The sequence below is a fragment of the Stenotrophomonas sp. 96582_Sma genome, assembly GCF_056480905.1.
In genome coordinates, this window is the sequence record NZ_CM151122.1 from 1,431,828 (window position 1) to 1,450,488 (window position 18,661).

Annotated in this window: 15 protein-coding genes; 3 read left to right on the plus strand and 12 right to left on the minus strand. The window is 66.7% G+C overall.

The annotated features are described in order from the left end of the window. Positions 1–494 precede the first annotated feature (494 nt). Positions 495–1,397, minus strand: coding sequence for a peptidylprolyl isomerase (locus tag ACZK2R_RS06650; protein WP_180838109.1), 903 nt, complete (start codon positions 1,395–1,397; stop codon positions 495–497). Between the two features lie 136 nt (positions 1,398–1,533). On the opposite strand from ACZK2R_RS06650, the gene ACZK2R_RS06655 reads away from it, so the two are divergent. Together ACZK2R_RS06655 and ACZK2R_RS06660 are read left to right on the plus strand one after the other, a co-directional pair. Next, a complete protein-coding gene (locus ACZK2R_RS06655) occupies positions 1,534–1,899 on the plus strand; it encodes a PadR family transcriptional regulator (RefSeq protein WP_125893826.1) in 366 nt (121 codons plus the stop codon). After that, entirely contained in the window at positions 1,896–2,885 is a 990-nt protein-coding gene (locus ACZK2R_RS06660; RefSeq protein ID WP_478487911.1) for a sensor domain-containing protein, read from the plus strand. Before ACZK2R_RS06655 ends, ACZK2R_RS06660 begins: the two co-directional genes overlap by 4 nt. A 199-nt stretch (positions 2,886–3,084) precedes the next feature. Here ACZK2R_RS06660 and ACZK2R_RS06665 read toward each other — a convergent pair whose 3' ends face one another. After that, the gene (locus ACZK2R_RS06665) at positions 3,085–4,392 is read right to left on the minus strand and encodes a polyhydroxyalkanoate depolymerase (RefSeq protein WP_049461547.1); all 1,308 of its coding nucleotides are present in this window, start codon (positions 4,390–4,392) and stop codon (positions 3,085–3,087) included. Positions 4,393–4,485: 93 nt separating this feature from the next. After that, positions 4,486–5,076, minus strand: a complete 591-nt coding sequence (locus tag ACZK2R_RS06670; protein WP_180838110.1) for a class I SAM-dependent DNA methyltransferase — start codon at positions 5,074–5,076, stop codon at positions 4,486–4,488. A gap of 147 nt (positions 5,077–5,223) precedes the next feature. Between ACZK2R_RS06670 and ACZK2R_RS06675 the strand changes: the two genes are divergently transcribed. Further along, complete coding sequence (locus tag ACZK2R_RS06675) at positions 5,224–5,679, plus strand: CopD family protein (protein ID WP_049399558.1); 456 nt, start codon at positions 5,224–5,226, stop codon at positions 5,677–5,679. Positions 5,680–5,819: 140 nt separating this feature from the next. Here the strand turns inward: ACZK2R_RS06675 and ACZK2R_RS06680 are convergent, their stop codons facing one another. From ACZK2R_RS06680 to bamA, 9 genes are all read right to left on the minus strand, one after another. Then, a complete protein-coding gene (locus ACZK2R_RS06680; RefSeq protein ID WP_180838111.1) occupies positions 5,820–6,779 on the minus strand; it encodes an acetyl-CoA carboxylase carboxyltransferase subunit alpha in 960 nt (319 codons plus the stop codon). A gap of 113 nt (positions 6,780–6,892) precedes the next feature. Further along, positions 6,893–7,762 carry a hypothetical protein gene (locus ACZK2R_RS06685; protein WP_180838112.1) on the minus strand — a complete coding sequence of 290 codons (870 nt, stop codon included), beginning with the start codon at positions 7,760–7,762 and terminating at the stop codon, positions 6,893–6,895. Positions 7,763–7,826: 64 nt separating this feature from the next. Further along, positions 7,827–11,417, minus strand: coding sequence for a DNA polymerase III subunit alpha (dnaE, locus tag ACZK2R_RS06690; RefSeq protein ID WP_121503847.1), 3,591 nt, complete (start codon positions 11,415–11,417; stop codon positions 7,827–7,829). A gap of 218 nt (positions 11,418–11,635) precedes the next feature. Further along, the gene (locus ACZK2R_RS06695; RefSeq protein ID WP_049461544.1) at positions 11,636–12,304 is read right to left on the minus strand and encodes a ribonuclease HII; all 669 of its coding nucleotides are present in this window, start codon (positions 12,302–12,304) and stop codon (positions 11,636–11,638) included. Beyond that, positions 12,301–13,503, minus strand: coding sequence for a lipid-A-disaccharide synthase (gene lpxB, locus ACZK2R_RS06700; protein WP_100437555.1), 1,203 nt, complete (start codon positions 13,501–13,503; stop codon positions 12,301–12,303). Before lpxB ends, ACZK2R_RS06695 begins: the two co-directional genes overlap by 4 nt. Positions 13,504–13,556: 53 nt before the next feature. Further along, positions 13,557–14,348, minus strand: a complete 792-nt coding sequence (lpxA, locus tag ACZK2R_RS06705) for an acyl-ACP--UDP-N-acetylglucosamine O-acyltransferase (RefSeq protein WP_032128327.1) — start codon at positions 14,346–14,348, stop codon at positions 13,557–13,559. A 16-nt stretch (positions 14,349–14,364) separates the two neighbouring features. Further along, entirely contained in the window at positions 14,365–14,823 is a 459-nt protein-coding gene (gene fabZ / locus ACZK2R_RS06710) for a 3-hydroxyacyl-ACP dehydratase FabZ (RefSeq protein ID WP_032128326.1), read from the minus strand. Beyond that, the gene (gene lpxD / locus ACZK2R_RS06715; protein WP_010486339.1) at positions 14,820–15,842 is read right to left on the minus strand and encodes a UDP-3-O-(3-hydroxymyristoyl)glucosamine N-acyltransferase; all 1,023 of its coding nucleotides are present in this window, start codon (positions 15,840–15,842) and stop codon (positions 14,820–14,822) included. Before lpxD ends, fabZ begins: the two co-directional genes overlap by 4 nt. 432 nt (positions 15,843–16,274) lie before the next feature. Beyond that, positions 16,275–18,638, minus strand: coding sequence for an outer membrane protein assembly factor BamA (bamA, locus tag ACZK2R_RS06720; RefSeq protein WP_049421648.1), 2,364 nt, complete (start codon positions 18,636–18,638; stop codon positions 16,275–16,277). Between the last annotated feature and the right edge of the window lie 23 nt (positions 18,639–18,661).

Here is an 18,661-nt window from a genome sequence, read left to right on the forward strand (position 1 = left end):
TCGCGCGAAAAGAAAAGTAACCAAAAGAAACGCGCCGCCAGGTCGCGAGCCGCCGTGCTTCGCACGTCGGTCCCCTGCGCTTCTCGGTGAATCAGGGGACGGTGCCGAACTCGCTGCGCTCAGACATCGGCACCTCTTCGCCCCTGATTCCCCTGCGATGCTCGGCTCACTCAAGGCGGACCCAGATCAAAGACCGCAGCTGCACCCAGTAGATCCACGCCATGTGTGGATGCCTTTGCCGTTGATCTTGACCTTCCAGTCCGCCTTGAGCGAGCCGAGCACCGCAGGTCCGGCGAGGGCGAAGAGGCGCGGGTGTCTGAGCGCAGCGAGTTCCCGCGCCGTCCCTCGACGGGCCGAGGAGCGCAGGGCACCGGTGCGTAGCACCGGCTCGCGGCCGGCGGAACGTTTCTTTTGGTTACTTTTCTTTGCGTACAAAGAAAAGTAACGCCCATGAACGATGAAGCGCCTTCAGCACGCGTAACGTGCGGAAACCATCACCGCACCGGCACCGGAACATTGCAAAGATCGATATGCCCCGCCGGGCGCTTGTAGAAATCATCCACGCGATTCCGCCGCGCTTCCACCGTATCGGCGAAGGTCTTCGAGTCGGTACGCAGTACCTGGATCGGCGTGCGCTCGGCCACCGGCACATCGCTGGCACGGCGGATCGACACGATCGGCGTACGCAGCTTCGGGTCGGTGTAGAAGCCCATCGGCGCCGGGCCGCGCGGGGTCGCGCTGAGCAGCTCCATGCCCTTCAGCACGCGGCCGACCAGGGTGATGTTGCGGTCCAGCTGGCGCGGCGACTGGCCGGTCACCACGTACAGTTCGGCACCGATGCTGCTGTCTTCCTCGTTGCTGCGGCCAGCGCCGAGCATGCCGTAGCAATGCGCCAGCCAGGCCTTGCCGGCCTGCGGGTCCTGGCCGACCGGGAAGCCGTCGACGAAACCGGTCTGCGCGGCCCAGCCATCGCGATCCGGCAGCACGCTGACCTTCAGGCCGGCGCTGGCGCGTTCGAATTCGGCCGGCAGCTTGCGCGCGGCGCTGCCGAACGGCTTGGCCTTGGCGGCGTCATCGGCGTCGGCATCGCCGAACTGCACCACGAAGTTGTCCTGCGAGCGGTAGATGCTGGTGCCGTCCCAGAAGTGCTCGCGGGCGAAGGTCTGGATGTTGGCGACATGGCGCGGGGCGAACTGCGGCGCCAGCTCGATGATCACCCGCCCGGCCGGCAGTTCCATGTACAGCAGGTTGGCCGGGTCCGGGGTGCGCCAGTCGCTGGCCGCCGAAGCATCAAGAATCTGCTGCGGACTGCGGTAGGGCGTGGCCGCGCCGGCCAGGACGGGCAGCAGGCAGGACAGGGCGAGGGCGGTCAGGGCAAGGCGACGGCGGTGCGGCATGGGAACCCCGGAACATGAACGAGGCTTCGATTCTGCGTGAGCGGCCCGGCCACGCCAACCGGCAGAGTGACTAACGACACACTCGCTATACCGAACTTCGCACTACTGTGGACTTCAACGTAGTGGAGGGCCGGTCATGTCCGAGGACGATGTCCAGCTGAAGAAGTTCCAGAAGGAGCTCAGCGCCGGAACGGTGTCGCTGGCCCTGCTGGCGGTGCTGGCCCGGGCCGGGGAGCCGCTGTACGGCTACCTCATTGCCAAGGAGCTGGAGCGGGTGGGCGAGGGCGTGCTGAGCGGCAAGCAGAGCGCGCTGTACCCGGTGCTGCGCAATCTGGAGGGCGCCGGCCTGCTGGAAAGCCATGTGGAGCCGTCCAGCAGCGGGCCGCCGCGGCGCTACTACCGCATCAATGAACGTGGCCGCGAGGTGCTGGCGCAATGGCGCCGGGCCTGGCAGGCCACACGCGATTCCGTCGATTCCGTGTTGGAGGGGGTACCGCAATGAACGACCCGAGCCTGGCAGGCCGAGCCCTGCCCACGACCATCCCGCAGTACCTGGCGCAGCTGCGCGCGTCATTGGAAGGCGCCGACCCGGCGATGGTGCAGGACGCGCTGTACGACGCCGAGGAATACCTGCGCTCGGAGCTGGCGGCGCAGCCCGGCCGCAGCGAGGCCGAGGTGATCGCCGACGTTGCCGGCAGCTACGGTGCGCCGGACGAGGTAGCCGAAATCTACCGCGAGACCGAAGTGACGGTGAATCGCGCGCTGCGTACACCGCGTGCGGATACCGCACCGGTGCTGCGTGCGGCGGCGGAAGCCAGTGGCGTCGAGCCGGCCGCACCCCGGCCGGTACCGGTGCCGCGTTCGCTGCTGGCGCGCTTCTTCGGCGTGGTGACGGATCCGCATACCTACGGTGCGCTGTTCTACATGCTGCTGTCGCTGGCCACCGGCATCTTCTTCTTCACCTGGGTGGTGACTGGCCTGTCGCTGTCGCTGGGCCTGCTGATCCTGATCATCGGCATCCCGCTGACCGTGCTGTTCTTCGGTTCGGTGCGCGGGCTGGCGCTGCTGGAAGGGCGGCTGGTGGAAGCGCTGCTGGGCGAGCGCATGCCACGTCGTCCGCGTTACACCGACCGCAGCCGCACCTGGCTGCAGCGCATCGGCGACATGTTCACCGATGGCCGCACCTGGCTGACGCTGCTGTACTTCGTGCTGATGCTGCCGCTGGGCGTCATCTACTTCACCATCGCGGTGACGCTGCTGTCGCTGTCGCTGAGCCTGATCTGGGCGCCGGTCGCGGCGATCTTCAGTGGCGACATCCCCGGCGTGTACATCAACGACGTGAACGTACTGCCGATGGCGGCCTCGCCGCTGGTGGCAATCGCGGTTGCCGCGGCGGGGGCGCTGCTGCTGCTGCTGACGATGCATCTGGCACGCGGCATCGGCAAGCTGCATGGGCTGATCGCCAAGAACCTGCTCGTGCGGCTGTAAGCGGGTGCGGACGCTCCGGTAGGTGCCAACCTTGGTTGGCACGATCCATCAGTGCAGGGGCGCTTGGCGGAATTCGCTTTGGTAGGTGCCAACCTTGGTCGGCACAATCCTTCAGATACCGGGATTCAGGGTAGAGCGCCAACCAAGGTTGGCATCTATCAGGGCGTACCGACCAAGGTCGGCACCCACCCTGGGCGAGTTACCCCGCCTTTCGCCGCAACGGGGTGACGTTGCTCTTCTTCTTCGTGACCTTCGCCGCCGGTGCTTCGGCATGCGCGGCGAAGAAGTCGCGCACCTTCGGGTACACGACTTCGCGCCAGCGACGGCCGCTGAAGATGCCGTAGTGGCCGGCACCTTCGACGATGAAATGCTCACGGCGGCCAGCGTCGATGCCGGTGCACAGCGCCTGCGCGGCTTCGGTCTGGCCGAGGCCGGCGATGTCGTCCAGCTCACCCTCGATGCTCAGCAGCGCGGTGTCGCGGATCGCCGACGGATCGACCTTCTCACCGTTGACCACCCACTCGCCACGCGGCAGCAGGAAGTCCTGGAACACCACGCGGATGGTATCCAGGTAGTACTTGGCCGGCATGTCCAGCACCGCGTTGTACTCGTCGTAGAAACGACGGTGCGCGTCGGCGTCTTCCAGGTCGCCCTTGACCAGGTCGGTGTAGAAATCCCAGTGCGAGCTGAAGTGGCGGCTCGGGTTCATCGACAGGAACCCGGCGTGCTGCAGGAAGCCCGGGTACACGCGGCGGCCGGCGCCGGGATAGCTGGCCGGCACGGTGTGGATGACGTTGTTCTCGAACCACGACAGCGGGTTCTGCGTGGCCAGGTTGTTCACTGCAGTCGGGCTGCAGCGCGCGTCGATCGGGCCACCCATCATCACCAGCGTGCGCGGCGTCGGCTCGCCACGGCTGGCCATCAGCGAAACCGCCGCCAGCACCGGTACGGTCGGCTGGCACACGCTGACCACGTGCAGGCGCTCCACGCCGAGGTGGCGGATGAACTCCTGGATGTAGGCGATGTAGTCGTCCAGGCCGAACTCGCCTTCGCTGGCCGGCACCATGCGCGCGTCGACCCAGTCGGTCACATACACGCGGTGGTCGCGCAGCAGCGTGCGCACGGTGTCGCGCAGCAGCGTGGCGTGGTGGCCGGACAGCGGCGCCACCACCAGCACGAACGGCTGGTTGAGCATGGTGTGCAGCTGGTCGGCTTCATTGCTGTGGCGCTTGAAGCGCAGCAGCTTGCAGAACGGCTTGCTCACTTCCTCGTGCACGACGATCGGCACGCGCTCGCCATCGACGTCGATTTCGTTGATGCCCCACTCGGGCTTCTCGTAATCCTTGCCGATGCGATGGAAGAGTTCATTGACCGCCGCCAGGCGATCAGCGCCGGGCATCTGCGACCACCAGTGGCCCTGGTTGGCGAAGAACCTGGCGTTGGCCTGGGCCTGGTGCACCCAGGGGGCGAGCAGGTTGCGGGTCAGTTCGTGCAGTTGATAGAGCATGACGACCGAATATGTATGGTCATATGTTGCCGCGCAGCATATCCCATCCGGGTGTCCCGCAGGTTAAGTTGGCTGAAAATAATGAATCCGGATTCACATCCGTTCCAGCGCGGCCGCATCGCCTGCCGGGGCGGGGCCGAGCCAGCAATGCGACCCTACCGGCTGCAGACCGTGCCGGGCCAGCGTCCGCCGGTACCAGCGCGCCGGGCGGGCCTGGAAACCCTCGTGGTCGCCCTCGAACGCGTCCTCGGCGGCGAAGGTCTCCAGGAAGGCCACGCCGCCGGTCAGCTCCGCCACGCCGGCCAGTCCGGCACGCAGCTCACGGTCGGGCACGTAGTGCATCACGTCCGAGCAGATCAGCAGGTCGACCGGGGCGCAGGGCCGCAGCCAGGCGAAATCACCGAAGCGGGCCAGGTGCAGGTTGCGGGTGCGGCCGTAGCGGCGCACAGCGTACTCGCTGCTGTCGAAGCCGAGGTATTCGACCTTCGGACGCAGCTTCAGCAGCGGCGCGTGCCAGGCGCCTTCGCCGCAGCCGATATCCAGCACGCTGCGGATCGGTCGCTCCAGGTAGTACTCGGCGCTGGCCACAGCCAATGCCACCTTGCGTGCCAGGCGGGCGCTGCCACCGATGTCGGCGCTGCGGTACCAGCGTTGGAAGTAGGCGGCGTCGTAGGTCTTGTCCATGGGGCGGTCGCAGTGGTGAAAACGGCGCTTATCGTACGGCGTTGCGGCGTGCCATGCGTCGATGTGTCGCGGCGCTGGGGCGTGGGGTGGCCCGGCCACGGCATGCGAGAATGGCCGCCAACCTACGCCAGCCGCCGGAGCGAGCGCATGCAGAGCTACTACTGGGTCAAGACCTTCCACATCGTGTTCGTGGTGGCGTGGATGGCGACGGTGTTCTATCTGCCGCGCATCCTGGTGAACCTGGCCGAGACCGCTGGCCAGCCGGCGGTGACCGAGCGCCTGCAGCTGATGGGCCTGCGCCTGTACCGCTTCGGCCACTCGATGTTCGGTCTGGCATTCCTGCTGGGTCTGGTGCTGTGGCTGGGCTACAAGGTCATTCCGGATTTCCCGACGATGGTTGCCTCGGGCGGCGCCGGTTGGCTGCATGCCAAGCTGGGGCTGGTGGTGCTGCTGCTGGCGTATTTCATCTGGATCGGGCGCCTGCTCAAGGGCGTGGCCAAGGGCAGGGCGCTGCCGTCGTCGCGCGCGCTGCGCTGGATCAACGAGATCCCGCTGCTGGCCTTCATCCCGATCGTGTGGCTGGTGCTGGCCAAGCCATTCTGACGCGGGGTCATCTGCACCCGGTAGATCCACGCCATGCGTGGATGCCGCCAGGGCGCAAACGAAAGAGCCGGGCGATTGCCCGGCTCTTTCGTTTCTGCAATCACCTGCGTGTTGCCGGCCAGCGGCCGGCACTACCGGGCTTAGGCCGCTTCGTACGTGCCGTAGCTGCGCAGGCGGGCGTAGCGCTGTTCCAGCAGCTGCTCGGTGGACAGCTTGTCCAGCGCGTCCAGCTCGTTCAGCAGCACCGCCTTCAGGCGCTTGGCCATCTGCGTCGGGTTGCGGTGGGCGCCGCCGGTCGGCTCGCGCACGACCTTGTCGACCAGGCCCAGGCTCTTCAGGCGCGGGGCGGTCAGGCCCAGCTGTTCGGCGGCATCCTTGGCCTTGCCGGCATCCTTCCACAGGATCGAGGCGCAGCCTTCCGGGGTGATGGTCGAGTACACCGAGTACTCCAGCATCACGGTGCGGTCGCCCACGCCCAGCGCCAGCGCGCCGCCGGAGCCACCTTCACCGATCACGGTGCAGATGATCGGCACCTTCAGTTCGGCCATCTCGATCAGGTTGCGTGCGATCGCTTCGGACTGGCCGCGCGATTCGGCATCGATGCCCGGCCAGGCGCCGGCGGTGTCGATCAGGGTCAGCACCGGCAGGCCGAAGCGATCGGCCATCTTCATCAGGCGCAGGGCCTTGCGGTAGCCCTCCGGCTTGGGCATGCCGAAGTTGCGCTTGATCTTTTCCTTGGTGTCACGGCCCTTCTGGTGGCCGATCACCATCACTGCACGGCCGTTGATGCGTGCCAGGCCGCCCATGATCGCCTTGTCGTCGGCGAAGGCACGGTCGCCGGCCAGCTCCTGGAACTCATCGAACATGACGCGTAGGTAGTCGGCGGTGTACGGGCGCGACGGATGACGGGCCAGCTGCAGTACCTGCCACGAGGTCAGGTTGCGGAAGATCTGCGCGGTGCGCATGCGCAGCTTGTCCTGCAGCGCGTGCACTTCCGCCTCGACATTGACCGCCGGCCCGGCACTGGCGTTGCGCAGTTCCTGGATCTTGGCTTCCAGGTCGGCGATGGGTTGCTCGAAGTCGAGGTAGTTCGGATTCATCGGAAGCCGTCGTGTAAAGAAGAGGGGAATTCTAGCCGAATGCGTGCAAACCACCCGTACGCCTTCGTCTGGAAGGCGACGGTAGCGCAGCCGGGCAGGGGGCGCCAGTCAGCTCAGGGCACCACCAGGGCGCTGCGGCCCATCAGCTGGCTGCGCTGGGAAACGAAGTCGTTGTAGGCCTCGTTGGCCTCCCGGCCCAGCCCGCTGCCCAGGGTGGCGGTGGCCGAGGTGAAGGCCATCTGCGCGGCGAAGTCCTGCTTGCGCAGGGCCTTCTGTTCATCGGCGGTGGTGGCCTTCAGCCAGCGCGCATAGACCTCACGCAGCGGCGCGGCATGCGCCTCGAAGGCCGGCACCAGCGCCGGCAGGCTGGCCGGGGCCGGTTCCAGGCTGAACGCCGGGGCCACGTAGCCGGCCGGCTGCTCGCGCTTGAACGCACCCGGCTCGCCCATGCCTTCTTCGACGTAGGCGATGAAGGCGGGGGCGGTGAACACCTTGGCCACGATCTGGCCACCACTGGCGTCGACGTGGGCCACCACCTTTTCCTTCGGGAAGGGCTCGCGCACGCCGTAGGTCCAGGTCTTGTCGATGAACAGTTCGTGGTGCTTCTCGAACGGGCCTTCGAAGTCGACGCCACCCAGCTCGATGCCGGCCTTGCCGGTGCCGAAGTTCTTCAGCTTGCTCTCGTCGGTGACGTAGATCTCGCGGGCGACCACGTACTCGCTCAGGGTCGGGTTGATCAGGCCGCCACGGCCATCGACGTAGACGATGAAGCGCACATCACCGAGCTTGTCGGTATGCAGGCGATGCTCGCCGACGGCCAGCGAAATCGGGCGCGAGCCCTGTGCGGCCACCGGCAGGTCCTTGCCATCGATGCTCAGTGCCAGCGGCGTGTCGGTCGGGTTGTCGATCTGGAACTCGACCTTCGAGGGCGAACAGGCGGCCAGGGCCAGCGCGGCGGCGAACGGGAACAGCAGGGTCTTCATCGGCAATCGTCCTTGATACATGGAACGGGAAAGCAGGGGTTTCAGCAAAACCAGGGAGCCAGCTTCAGCTGGCCCACGGCGGGCTGTAGCGCACCTTCAGGGTGCGCACGGCGGGGTCGGCGCGCAGCGCCTCCATCAGCTTGGAATCGATGCGTACCGCGCTCTGCCCGGACACATCGAGCATGCCGGCGACGCCGCCGTGCGGCCCCTTCAGCAGCAGGTCCAGGCGCAGCGGCGTGCGGCCAGGGCGATGGCGGTCGAGCAGCGCATCAATGCGTTCCCAGACCGGGCGCTGCTGGCGCAGGTCCAGGCGCAGCGAGAGCCGGGTGGCGTAGTTGGCGCAGACTTCGTCGAAGTCCCAGCACTGGCGGATGCGCAGCGCGAAGCCACCGTTGAATTCGTCCTCGCGCAGGCCACCCTTGACCACCAGGATGCGGTCCTTGGTCATCAGGTGGCCGAACTCGGCCATCGCGTCGGAGAACGCGCTGCACTCGACGCGGCCACGGCCGTCCTCGAGCTGGATGAAGATCTGGCTCTCACCCTTGCGGCGCACGCCGACCACCTGGCCGGCCAGCACGGTCTGTACTTCCGGGCGCCAGCGCTTCTCGCCGCCGCCGCCGCCGCCACTGTTGGCGCTCCAGATCTTCTCCACCGAGCCCAGGTCGTTGCCGACCAGGTCGCGCACATCGTCGCGCCAGGGATCGAACGGGTGGCCACTGAGATAGAAACCCAGCGTGTCGCGCTCGCCATTGAGGCGCTGCAGCAGCGGCCATTCCTCGGCTTCGGGCAGGTCCAGCTGGATCGTGGTCGCGCTCGGGTCGGGGCCGCCGAACAGCGAGTTCTGCCCGGACGCACGTTCGCGCGCCATCTGGTCGGTGGCCTTGATCACTTCCGGCAGCTGCAGCATCAGCGAGGCGCGGTTATGCCCGAGCTCATCCAGTGCGCCGCAGTTGATCATCGCTTCCAGCGTGCGCCGGTTGAGCTTGGCCGATCCGACGCGGGTGCAGAAGTCGAGCAGGTCCTTGTAGTCGCCACCCTTCAGGCGCTCGTCCACCACCGCTTCGCAGGCACCCTGGCCGACGCCCTTGATCGCGCCCAGACCGTACTGGATGGTGTCCGGGGTGACGGCTTCGAACATGAAGGCCGAGTGGTTCACCTTCGGCGGCAGCACGGTCAGGCCGAGGTTGCGCACCTCGTCGAGGAAGCCGACCACCTTCTCGGTGTTGTCCAGGTCCGAGGACAGCGTGGCCGCCATGAACTCGGCCGGGTAATGGCGCTTCAGCCATGCGGTCTGGTAGCTGACCAGCGCGTAGGCAGCGGCGTGCGACTTGTTGAAGCCGTAGCCGGCGAACTTCTCCATCAGGTCGAAGATCGCGTCGGCCTTGGCCTCGTCCACGCCGTCCTTGGCCGCGCCTTCGCGGAAGATCTCACGGTGCTTGGCCATTTCGGCCGGCACCTTCTTGCCCATCGCGCGGCGCAGCAGGTCGGCGCCGCCCAGCGAGTAGCCGCCGACGATCTGCGCCATCTGCATCACCTGCTCCTGGTACACCATGATGCCGTAGGTGTCCTTCAGGATCGCTTCGGTGCGCGGATCGGGATAGATGATTTCTTCCTGGCCGTGCTTACGCGCATTGAAGGAGGGAATCAGGTCCATCGGGCCGGGGCGGTACAGCGACACCAGCGCGATCAGGTCTTCGAAACGGTCGGGGCGCGCGTCCTTCAGCAGGCGGCGCATGCCCGAGGATTCGAACTGGAACACTGCGCCCGTATTGCCGTTGGCGAAGATGTCCTTGTAGGTGGGCGTGTCGTCCAGCGGGATCGCGGCGATGTCCACCGGCGGGATGCCGGCGCGCTCATGGCGCTTGTTGATCGCCTTCACCGCCCAGTCGATGATGGTCAGCGTGCGCAGGCCGAGGAAGTCGAACTTCACCAGGCCCACTTCTTCCACGTCGTTCTTGTCGAACTGGGTGACCGGGTTCTTGCCGAGGCCGTTCTCGTCGTGTTCGGCGTACAGCGGGCAGAACTCGCTCAGCGGTTCGGGCCCGATCACCACGCCACCGGCGTGCTTGCCGGCGTTGCGGGTCAGGTCTTCCAGCTGCAGCGCCAGGTCGATCAGGTCGCGGACATCGTCCTCGGTCTCGTAACGCTGGATCAGTTCGGCCGACGCCATTTCCGAGCTCGGGCCTTCCTTGCCCTTGCCCAGCGCATCCTTCAGGTGGATGCCGAGGATGTTCGGGATCAGCTTGGAGACACCGTCGACCAGGCCATACGGGAAACCGAGCACGCGGCCGGAGTCGCGCACCACCGCCTTGGCGGCCATGGTGCCGTAGGTGATGATCTGGCTGACGCGCTCGCGCCCGTACTTGCGCGCGACGTAGTCGATCACCTCGTCGCGGCGGTCCATGCAGAAGTCGATGTCGAAGTCGGGCATCGACACGCGTTCGGGATTGAGGAATCGCTCGAACAGCAGGTTGTACGGCAGCGGGTCCAGGTCGGTGATCTTCAGCGCCCAGGCCACCAGCGAACCGGCACCCGAACCGCGGCCGGGGCCGATCGGAATGCCCTGGTTCTTGCCCCACTGGATGAAGTCGGCCACGATCAGGAAGTAGCCCGGGAAGCCCATCTTGATGATGGTGTTGAGCTCGAACTCCAGGCGCTCGAAATACTCTTCGCGGGTCTTGCCCGGCGCCAGTGGATTCTTCTCCAGGCGCTCTTCCAGGCCATCGCGCGACATCTTCTGGATCCAGGTGTCCAGGGTCTCGTCGTCCGGCACCGGGTAGTTGGGCAGGAAGTAGGTGCCCAGCCGCATCTCGATGTTGCAGCGCTCGGCCAGCGCCAGCGTGTTGTCGATCGCATCGGGGATGTCGGCGAACAGCGCGCACATCTCCTCGGCCGACTTCAGGTACTGCTGGTCGCTGTATTCGCGCGGGCGCTTGGGGTCGTCCAGCACGCGGCCGGTGGAAATGCACACGCGCGCTTCGTGCGCGCTGAAATCCGTCGGCGACAGGAAGCGTACGTCGTTGCTGGCCACCACTGGCAGGCCACGCTGGCCGGCCGCCATCAGCGCGAACTGGTTGAAGGTTTCTTCGCCCTCGCGGCCGGTGCGGGTCAGCTCCAGGTGCAGGCCGTCGCCGAACACGCGTTGCCAGTCGGCCAGCTGCTGCTCGGCCAGTTCATGCTTGCCGTCCAACGCCAGGCGCCCGGCCAGGCTCTGCCGGCCAGCGAGTGCGAACAGGTTGGCGTTGCCGGCCTTCAGCCAGTCCGGGTGGATTGCCACGCCGCCTTCCGGGCGATGGCCTTCCATCCAGGCGCGGGTCAGCAGCCGCGACAGGCTCAGGTAGCCTTCGCGATCGCGGCACAGCAGGGTCATCCGCCACGGGTCCTGGCCTTCCTCGGCGATCAGTACGTCGGCGCCCGCGATCGGCTTGATGCCTACGCCTTCGGCGGCCTTGTAGAACTTGACCAGCGCGAACAGGTTGTTGAGGTCGGTCACCGCCAGCGCGGGCAGGCCGAGCTCGACCGAGCGCGACAGCAGGTTGGCCTGCTTGGCCTTCTTCGGGTCCGCCTGGTCGGGCTTGGCCGGCACGCGGATGGTCGAGTCCGCCAGCGAGAACTCGGTGTGGACGTGGAGATGTACGAAGCGGGAGTTGGACATGCCGGACCAGGTTGGAGCGCGCGGGCCCCGGGTGCTGACGGAAGATCGTCGCCGGGGTCGGGATGCGCTGGAGTGCCCGGTCAGGGTAGCGAGGGTAGGGGGAAGCGACAAGGACTTGACGGTGCGCCGATTGCGCGAATGTCGCCGGGCATGGCCCGGCGCCAGCGGAGGCGTTCACATTGCCGTGAAAGCGCCGGACGATACCCGGCAGCCGTTGTTCAAGCGATGGCTGTGATCGCGGGGGCTGGCGCTGTTTCCAGGCACTCGCGCACCGGGGCGAAGCTGCGCCGGTGCTCCACGCAGGGGCCGTGCTCGCGCAGGGCGGCCAGGTGGGCCGGGGTGCCGTAGCCCTTGTGCTGCTCGAAGCCGTACTGCGGATGGCGGGCATGCACCTCCTGCATGTAGCGGTCGCGCGAGACCTTGGCCAGGATCGAGGCGGCCATGATCGCGCGGTCGATGCCATCGCCGCCGACCAGCGCCTGCGCCGGCAGTACCAGACCCTTGGGCACCACGTTGCCATCGATGCGCGCGAAGCCGGCCACGTGGGCGACCGCTGCGACCACGTCGCGCATGCCCTGCAGGGTGGCCTGGTAGATGTTCAGACGGTCGATGGTGTCCACGTCCACCAGCACCACATGCCAGGCCAGGGCGCGCTCGATGATGCGGTCATGCAGCTGCTCGCGGCGCGCCGCGGTCAGCTGCTTGGAATCGTCCAGGCCGTTGATGCGCGGCCGTGCCGGGTCGAACACCACGGCCGCCACCGCGACCGGCCCGGCCAGCGGGCCACGACCGGCTTCGTCGACGCCGGCGACCAGGCGCTCCGGCTCGACCACCGCCGCGCCATCGAACAGGGTCAGGCTGGCCGCTGCGGCGTGGCGGCGGCTCATGCCTGGGCCTGGTCGCGCATCAGCAGCTCGCCGACGGCGTCGGCGGCACGTGCCGACGCATTGCGGCGCAGGCGCTCATGCAGGCGGGCATAGGTGTCCTGCAGGTCGGTCACCCGCTGCGGGTGGTCGAACCATTGCTGGATGGCCGCAGCCAGCTTGTCCGGCGTGCAGTCATGCTGCATCAGCTCCGGTGCCAGGTCCTGGCCGGCCAGGATGTTGGGCAGGGCAAAGCGGTCGACCTTGATCAGGCCGAATGCCTTGACCAGACGGTAGGTCAGCTCGTTGACACGGTAGCCGACCACCATCGGCCGCTTCACCAGCATCGCCTCCAGGGTCGCGGTACCGGACGCCAACACCACCACGTCGGCCGCGATCATGGCGTTGCGCGCCTGGCCGTCGAGCACATGCGAGTACGCGACCGGCAGCGCCGAGCGCGACAGCTGCTCTTCGATCAGCCGCTTGCATGCGGGGTTGGCGGCAGGCACCACCACGTGCAGGCCGGGGATGCGCTCGGAGACCTGCCAGGCGGCTTCGAAGAAGGGTTCACCGAGGCGCGAGATTTCGCCCAGGCGGCTGCCTGGCAACACCGCCAGCACCTTGGCCGACGTCGGCAGGCCAAGCGCGGCGCGCGCTTCCTCGCGGTTGCCCTGCAGGGGGATGTCATCGGCCATCGGATGGCCAACGAAACGCGCGTCGATGCCGTGCTTGGCATAGATGGGCGGTTCCATCGGGAACAGGCACAGCACCAGGTCGGCGCTGCTGCCGATCTTCTCGGCGCGCTTCTCGCGCCAGGCCCAGACCGAGGGGCTCACGTAATGCACGGTGCGCACGCCGCGCTGCTTCAGCCAGCGTTCGATGCCCAGGTTGAAGTCGGGCGCGTCGATGCCGATGAACACGTCCGGCTGCCATTCCAGCGCACGCTGGCGGAACGCGGAACGCAGTTTGAGCAGGCGTGGCAGATGGCGCAGTACTTCGGTCAGGCCCATCACCGCCAGCTCGCTGGCATCGTGCCAGGTCAGGCAGCCGGCGCTGCGCATGGCATCGCCACCGATGCCGGCGAATTCGGCATTCGGAAAGCGTGCCTTCAGTTCGCGCACCAGTCCCGCACCCAGCAGATCACCAGAGGCCTCACCGGCCACCAGCGCGATCCGCAAGGGGCGCTCGCTGAGCACCCGCTGCGCGGGGACGCTGCCGGCCATCGAGGCCAGCGGAATCACGGCGGCGCCGGCCGGCGCCTGGCCGGTCGTGCTGCTCATCGCAGCAAGGGCCTCTCGGCGTGCTCGATGAAGTCCAGCATGGCCTTCACGTCATCGCTGTCGCGCGCCTGTTCGGTCAGCTGCACCTTGGCTTCGGCCAGTGGCAGGCCCGCCACGTACAGCGTGCGGTAGGCACGCTTGATGGCGGAAATGCGCTCGGCGTCGAAGCCGCGGCGCTTCAGCCCTTCGCTGTTGATGCCGCGCGGGCGGCCCAACGAATCGGTGCCGACCATGGTGAACGGCGGAACATCGCCATTGGTCAGCGCGCCCATGCCGAGGAAGGCATGCGCGCCGATCCGGCAGAACTGGTGGGCCCCGGCGAAGCCGCTGATGATCACGTAGTCACCCACGGTCACGTGGCCGGCCAGGGTGGTGTTGTTGGAGAACACGCAGAAGTTGCCGACATGGCAGTCATGCGCCACGTGCGTGTAGGCCAGCATCCAGTTGTCGTCGCCGATGGTGGTGATGCCGCCGCCGCCGCCGGTGCCACGGTTCAGCGTGACGAACTCGCGGAACACATTGCGGTCGCCGATCACCAGCTCGGTGCGCTCCCCTGCATACTTCTTGTCCTGCGGTTCGCCACCGACGGCTGCGTGGCCGATGAAGCGGTTGTCGCGGCCGATCTTCGTCGGGCCGTGGATGCTGCAGTGGGGGCCGATCACCGTGCCGGCACCGATTTCCACATCGGCACCGATCAGGGTGAACGCGCCCACCTGGACGTCATCGGCCAGGCGCGCGGCCGGGTCGATGACGGCGGTCGGGTGGATCCGCGGTGCGTTGTCAGTCATTCCTGCCTCCAGTGGATCAGCCCTTGGCGCCGGCGCACATGACTTCGGCCGAGGCAACGACTTCACCGTTGACCTTGGCTTCGCCGTAGTACCAGCCCATGTTGCGGATCAGGCGCTTCATCTGCACATCCAGCATCAGCACGTCGCCGGGAACGACCTGCTTGTTGAAGCGGGCGTTTTCCACCTTGACCATGTAGAACAGCTTGGACTGCGAGTCACGGCCGAGCGTGAGCTGGGTCATCACGCCACCGGCCTGCGCCAGCGCTTCGATGATCAGTACGCCGGGCATGATCGGGCGGCCCGGGAAGTGGCCCTGGAAGAACGGCTCGTTGATGCTGACGTTCTTCTGCGCAAGGATGCGCTTGGCGTCGATGTCGAGCTCAAGCACCCGGTCCACCAGCAGGAACGGGTAGCGGTGCGGGAGCAGTTCCTGGATCTGGCAGACGTCGATCGGAAGCTGCAGCGTGTCGTTCATTCTTTCTCCTTGCCAGCAGCCAGGACGCGGCGAGCCAATGCGTCCAGCTGCTTGAAGCGCGCGGCGTTCTTGCGCCACGTGCGGTTGTCGGTCAACGGGGTGCCGGACGAGTACTCGCCCGGCTCATGGATGGAATTGCGGACCACCGACTTGCCGGTGATCACGACCTTGTCGCAGATCTCGAGGTGGCCGACCACGCCAACGTGGCCGCCGAGCAGGCAGTAGCGGCCGATCTTGGCGCTGCCGGCGATGCCGGTGCAGCCGGCGATGGCCGAGTGCGCACCGATCTGCACGTTGTGCGCGATCTGCACCAGGTTGTCCAGGCGCACGTCTTCGTCCAGCACGGTGTCTTCCAGCGCACCACGGTCGACGCAGGTGTTGGCGCCGATCTCGCAGTCATCGCCGATGCGCACGCCGCCGAGCTGCGGCACCTTGATCCATTTGCCGGCGTCCATGGCCAGGCCGAAGCCATCGGCGCCGAGCACGGCACCGGGATGCACACGAACCCGCTTGCCGAGCTTGACCCGGGTGACCAGGGTGACCCGCGCGATCAGCTCGCAGCCGTTGTCCAGGCTGCAGTCTTCGCCGATCACGCTGCCGGTGCCGATGATGCAGTTTTCGCCGACCACGCTGCGTGCGCCGACGGAGACGAACGGGCCGATATGCGCGCTGGCGGCGACCTGCGCGCTGGGATCGATGACGGCGCTGGGGTGGATGCCCGGCGGGCGCGTCGGCGCGATGTCGAACAGCGCGGCGATCTTGGCGAAGGTGGTGTACGGGTCCTTGGCCACGAGCGCGGCGCCGGGGGCGGCCTCGGCGTCGTCGGCACGCAGGACCACCAGCGAGGCCTGGCTGTCGGCCAGCTGGGCGCGGTAGCGTGGGTTGGCGAGGAAGGTCAGCTGGCCAGGACCGGCATGGGCGAGGGTGGCCACGCCATGGATGGCGGTGGCGGGGTCGCCGTGGACCTGCAGGCCGAACTGCTCGGCGAGTTGCTGGGCGGTGTAGGTGGGAGTATTCACGGCGGGAGTTTAACGTGTGACGGCATTGCGGTCATGCGGGGCGGTCATGCAGCCAACGGCAGGGCCCCTCGCGGCCGGCAGAGCCAGTGTCATGGGCTGGGTCGGACGGGGCGGGGCTGCGGGGGGCGGCGCAAGTACGTCCATGTAGCCTTGGTCGCCGCATCCATGCGGCTCACACCCCCGCAGCCCCACCCCGTCCGACCTCCGAGGGCGTGGCGCGAGTGCCAGCCACGGAAAAACAGAAAAGATCAAAAGCAGAGCGGGCGCTTCCGGCATCCAGGCCAAACGAAAACGCCGGGCAATGCCCGGCGCTTCGTACCCCGTCTGGTGGAGAGCCCCCCTTTGTTAGGGGGGCGCGCCAGCGGCGCGGGGGATAGGTGAAATGCGCGGGCAATTCACCGGAGGTGGATCAGTTCTGAGGAACGTTGTTCCTCAGAACTGGCCACCGAACGTGAATTGCAGCCGCTCGATCTTGTCGCCGTCTTCCTTCTTCAGCGGGAAGGCGTAGCTGATCGAGATCGGGCCGACCGGGGCGCGCCACAGCAGGGCCACACCGGTGGACACGCGCAGTTCGTTGGCCTTGAAGTTGTCCACGCCGGTGTAGACGTTGCCGAAGTCGACGAAGGCCGACACGCGTGCCGACGGGCTGTCGAACAGGCGCGGGAAGTAGGCTTCGACCGAACCGACGGTCTTCAGCGAACCACCCAGCGGCTGGCCTTCCGGATAACCGCGGGTCACTTCGCGCGGGCCGAGGGTGTTGTCCTCGAAGCCGCGCACCGAGTTGGTGCCACCGGCGTAGAAGTTCTCGTAGAACGGCAGGCCCTTGGCTGTGACCGAACGCAGGTTGCCGGCCTCGTCAGGCACCATCGCGGTCTTGTCGCTGCCATAGCTGTCGCCGTAACCCACTTCGGCGCGGGTGTTGATGACCAGCGACGGCATGATCGGCCAGTACTTGCTGATCTGGTAGTTCAGCTTGTAGTACTCGATGGTCGAGCCCGGCAGCGTCGTTTCCAGGCCAACGCGCTGGTAGGTACCACGGGTCGGCATGAAGTAGTCGTTGCGCGAGTCGCGTGCCCAGCCCAGCTCCGTGCGCCATGCATGGAAGGTCTTGCTGCCCAGTACGTTGATGTAGTCGATGATCGACTGCGGCGTCGAGCCTGGGTAGGTGGTGATCTGGTTGCTGTCGATGCCGAACATCAGCGAGACGGTATCGGTCTCGGTGATCGGCACGCCGAACACCACCTGCGCCGAACCATTGGTGCTGTTGTACTGCGCGGTGTTGAAGTCGGAGTAGTCCAGTTCGCGCCAGGACAGGTTGTAGCCCAGCGACACGCCGTCATCGGTGAAGTACGGGTTGGTGTAGCTGAAGCCGTAGCGCTGCAGGTAGCTGCTGCGCGAGGCTTCGACCGACACGCGGTTGCCGCCGCCGAGGAAGTTGTTCTGCGACAGCTGCACCGAGGTGGTCATGCCGTAGGACTGCGAGTAGCCCAGGCCGAACACGAAGCTGCCGGACGTGGTTTCCTTGACGTTGTAGACGACGTCGACCTGGTCGTTGCTGCCGCTCACGGCCGGGGTTTCAACGTCCACCGACTCGAAGTAGCCCAGGCGCTGCAGGCGGATCTTGGAGCGGTCGATCGCGGCCTGCGAGTACCAGCTGTTCTCGAACTGGCGCATTTCGCGACGCATCACTTCGTCGGACGTACGCGTGTTGCCACGGAACAGGATGCGACGCACCGATACGCGCGGGCCGGGCACGACCTGCATGTTGATCGCCACGGTCTGCTCGGGGCGGTTGGTGGTCGGGATCGGGTTCACCTTGGCGAACGCGTAGCCGATGTTGGACAGCGAGTTGGTGATGGTGTCCGAGCTGAATTCCAGCAGCGCACGCGAGAACGTGTCGCCGGACTTCTGGATCACCATGCGCTCGACGTCCTCCTGCGGAAGGATCGTGTCGCCGCTGACCTTGATCTCGGAGATCTTGTACTGCGCACCTTCGGTCACGCCGGCGGTGAGGAACATGTCGCGCTTGTCGGGGCTGATCGACACCTGGGTCGAATCAATGCTGAAGTCGACATAGCCGCGGTCGAGGTACCAGGAATTGAGCTTTTCCAGGTCGCCGGACAGCTTTTCCTTGGAGTACTGGTCGTCACGGCGGTACCACGATGCCCAGTTGTGCTCCTTGGACTCCCAGGTCTCCAGGATGTCCTTGCTCTCGAACTTCTCGGTGCCGACCAGGTTGACGTGACGGATCTTGGCCGCCTTGCCTTCCTTGATGGCGATCGCGATGTCCACGCGGTTGCGGTCCAGCGGGCTCACCGTCGGGGTGATCTCGACGTTGTACTTGCCGCGGTCGTTGTACTGGCGACGCAGTTCCTGGGTCACGCGGTCCAGGCTCAGGCGATCGAAGGTGCCGCCCTCGGTCAGGCCGATGTCGGACAGGCCCTTGAGCAGCTGCTCGGACTTGATGTCCTTGTTGCCGGTCACGGTCAGCTTGTTGATCGCCGGGCGTTCCTTGACGGTCACCACCAGGATGCTGCCCTGGCGGTCCAGCTGCACGTCTTCGAAGAAGCCGGTCTTGTACAGGGCGCGGATGGTCTCGCCGACCTTGTTGTCGGTGACCGTCTCGCCACGCTCCACCGGCAGGTAGGTGAATACCGTGCCCGAGCTGATGCGCTGCAGGCCATCCACGCGGATGTCGCTGACAGTGAAGGGCTCGGCTGCCTGGGCCAGGGCGGGAGCGCCGGTGACGGCGGCGAGGGCGAGGGCCAGCAGGCGGCGATTGGGGAGTCGCGTCATGTCACGTCCGGTAGGAAGGTCGA

Excerpts from the sequence above, each read along its gene's own strand:
- ACZK2R_RS06650 (WP_180838109.1), bottom strand. The coding sequence starts at position 1,397 with ATGCCGCACCGCCGTCGCCTTGCCCTGACCGCCCTCGCCCTGTCCTGC.
- ACZK2R_RS06655 (WP_125893826.1), top strand. The coding sequence starts at position 1,534 with ATGTCCGAGGACGATGTCCAGCTGAAGAAGTTCCAGAAGGAGCTCAGC.
- ACZK2R_RS06660 (WP_478487911.1), top strand. The coding sequence starts at position 1,896 with ATGAACGACCCGAGCCTGGCAGGCCGAGCCCTGCCCACGACCATCCCG.
- ACZK2R_RS06665 (WP_049461547.1), bottom strand. The coding sequence starts at position 4,392 with ATGCTCTATCAACTGCACGAACTGACCCGCAACCTGCTCGCCCCCTGG.
- ACZK2R_RS06670 (WP_180838110.1), bottom strand. The coding sequence starts at position 5,076 with ATGGACAAGACCTACGACGCCGCCTACTTCCAACGCTGGTACCGCAGC.
- ACZK2R_RS06675 (WP_049399558.1), top strand. The coding sequence starts at position 5,224 with ATGCAGAGCTACTACTGGGTCAAGACCTTCCACATCGTGTTCGTGGTG.
- ACZK2R_RS06680 (WP_180838111.1), bottom strand. The coding sequence starts at position 6,779 with ATGAATCCGAACTACCTCGACTTCGAGCAACCCATCGCCGACCTGGAA.
- ACZK2R_RS06685 (WP_180838112.1), bottom strand. The coding sequence starts at position 7,762 with ATGAAGACCCTGCTGTTCCCGTTCGCCGCCGCGCTGGCCCTGGCCGCC.
- dnaE (WP_121503847.1), bottom strand. The coding sequence starts at position 11,417 with ATGTCCAACTCCCGCTTCGTACATCTCCACGTCCACACCGAGTTCTCG.
- ACZK2R_RS06695 (WP_049461544.1), bottom strand. The coding sequence starts at position 12,304 with ATGAGCCGCCGCCACGCCGCAGCGGCCAGCCTGACCCTGTTCGATGGC.
- lpxB (WP_100437555.1), bottom strand. The coding sequence starts at position 13,503 with ATGGCCGGCAGCGTCCCCGCGCAGCGGGTGCTCAGCGAGCGCCCCTTG.
- lpxA (WP_032128327.1), bottom strand. The coding sequence starts at position 14,348 with ATGACTGACAACGCACCGCGGATCCACCCGACCGCCGTCATCGACCCG.
- fabZ (WP_032128326.1), bottom strand. The coding sequence starts at position 14,823 with ATGAACGACACGCTGCAGCTTCCGATCGACGTCTGCCAGATCCAGGAA.
- bamA (WP_049421648.1), bottom strand. The coding sequence starts at position 18,638 with ATGACGCGACTCCCCAATCGCCGCCTGCTGGCCCTCGCCCTCGCCGCC.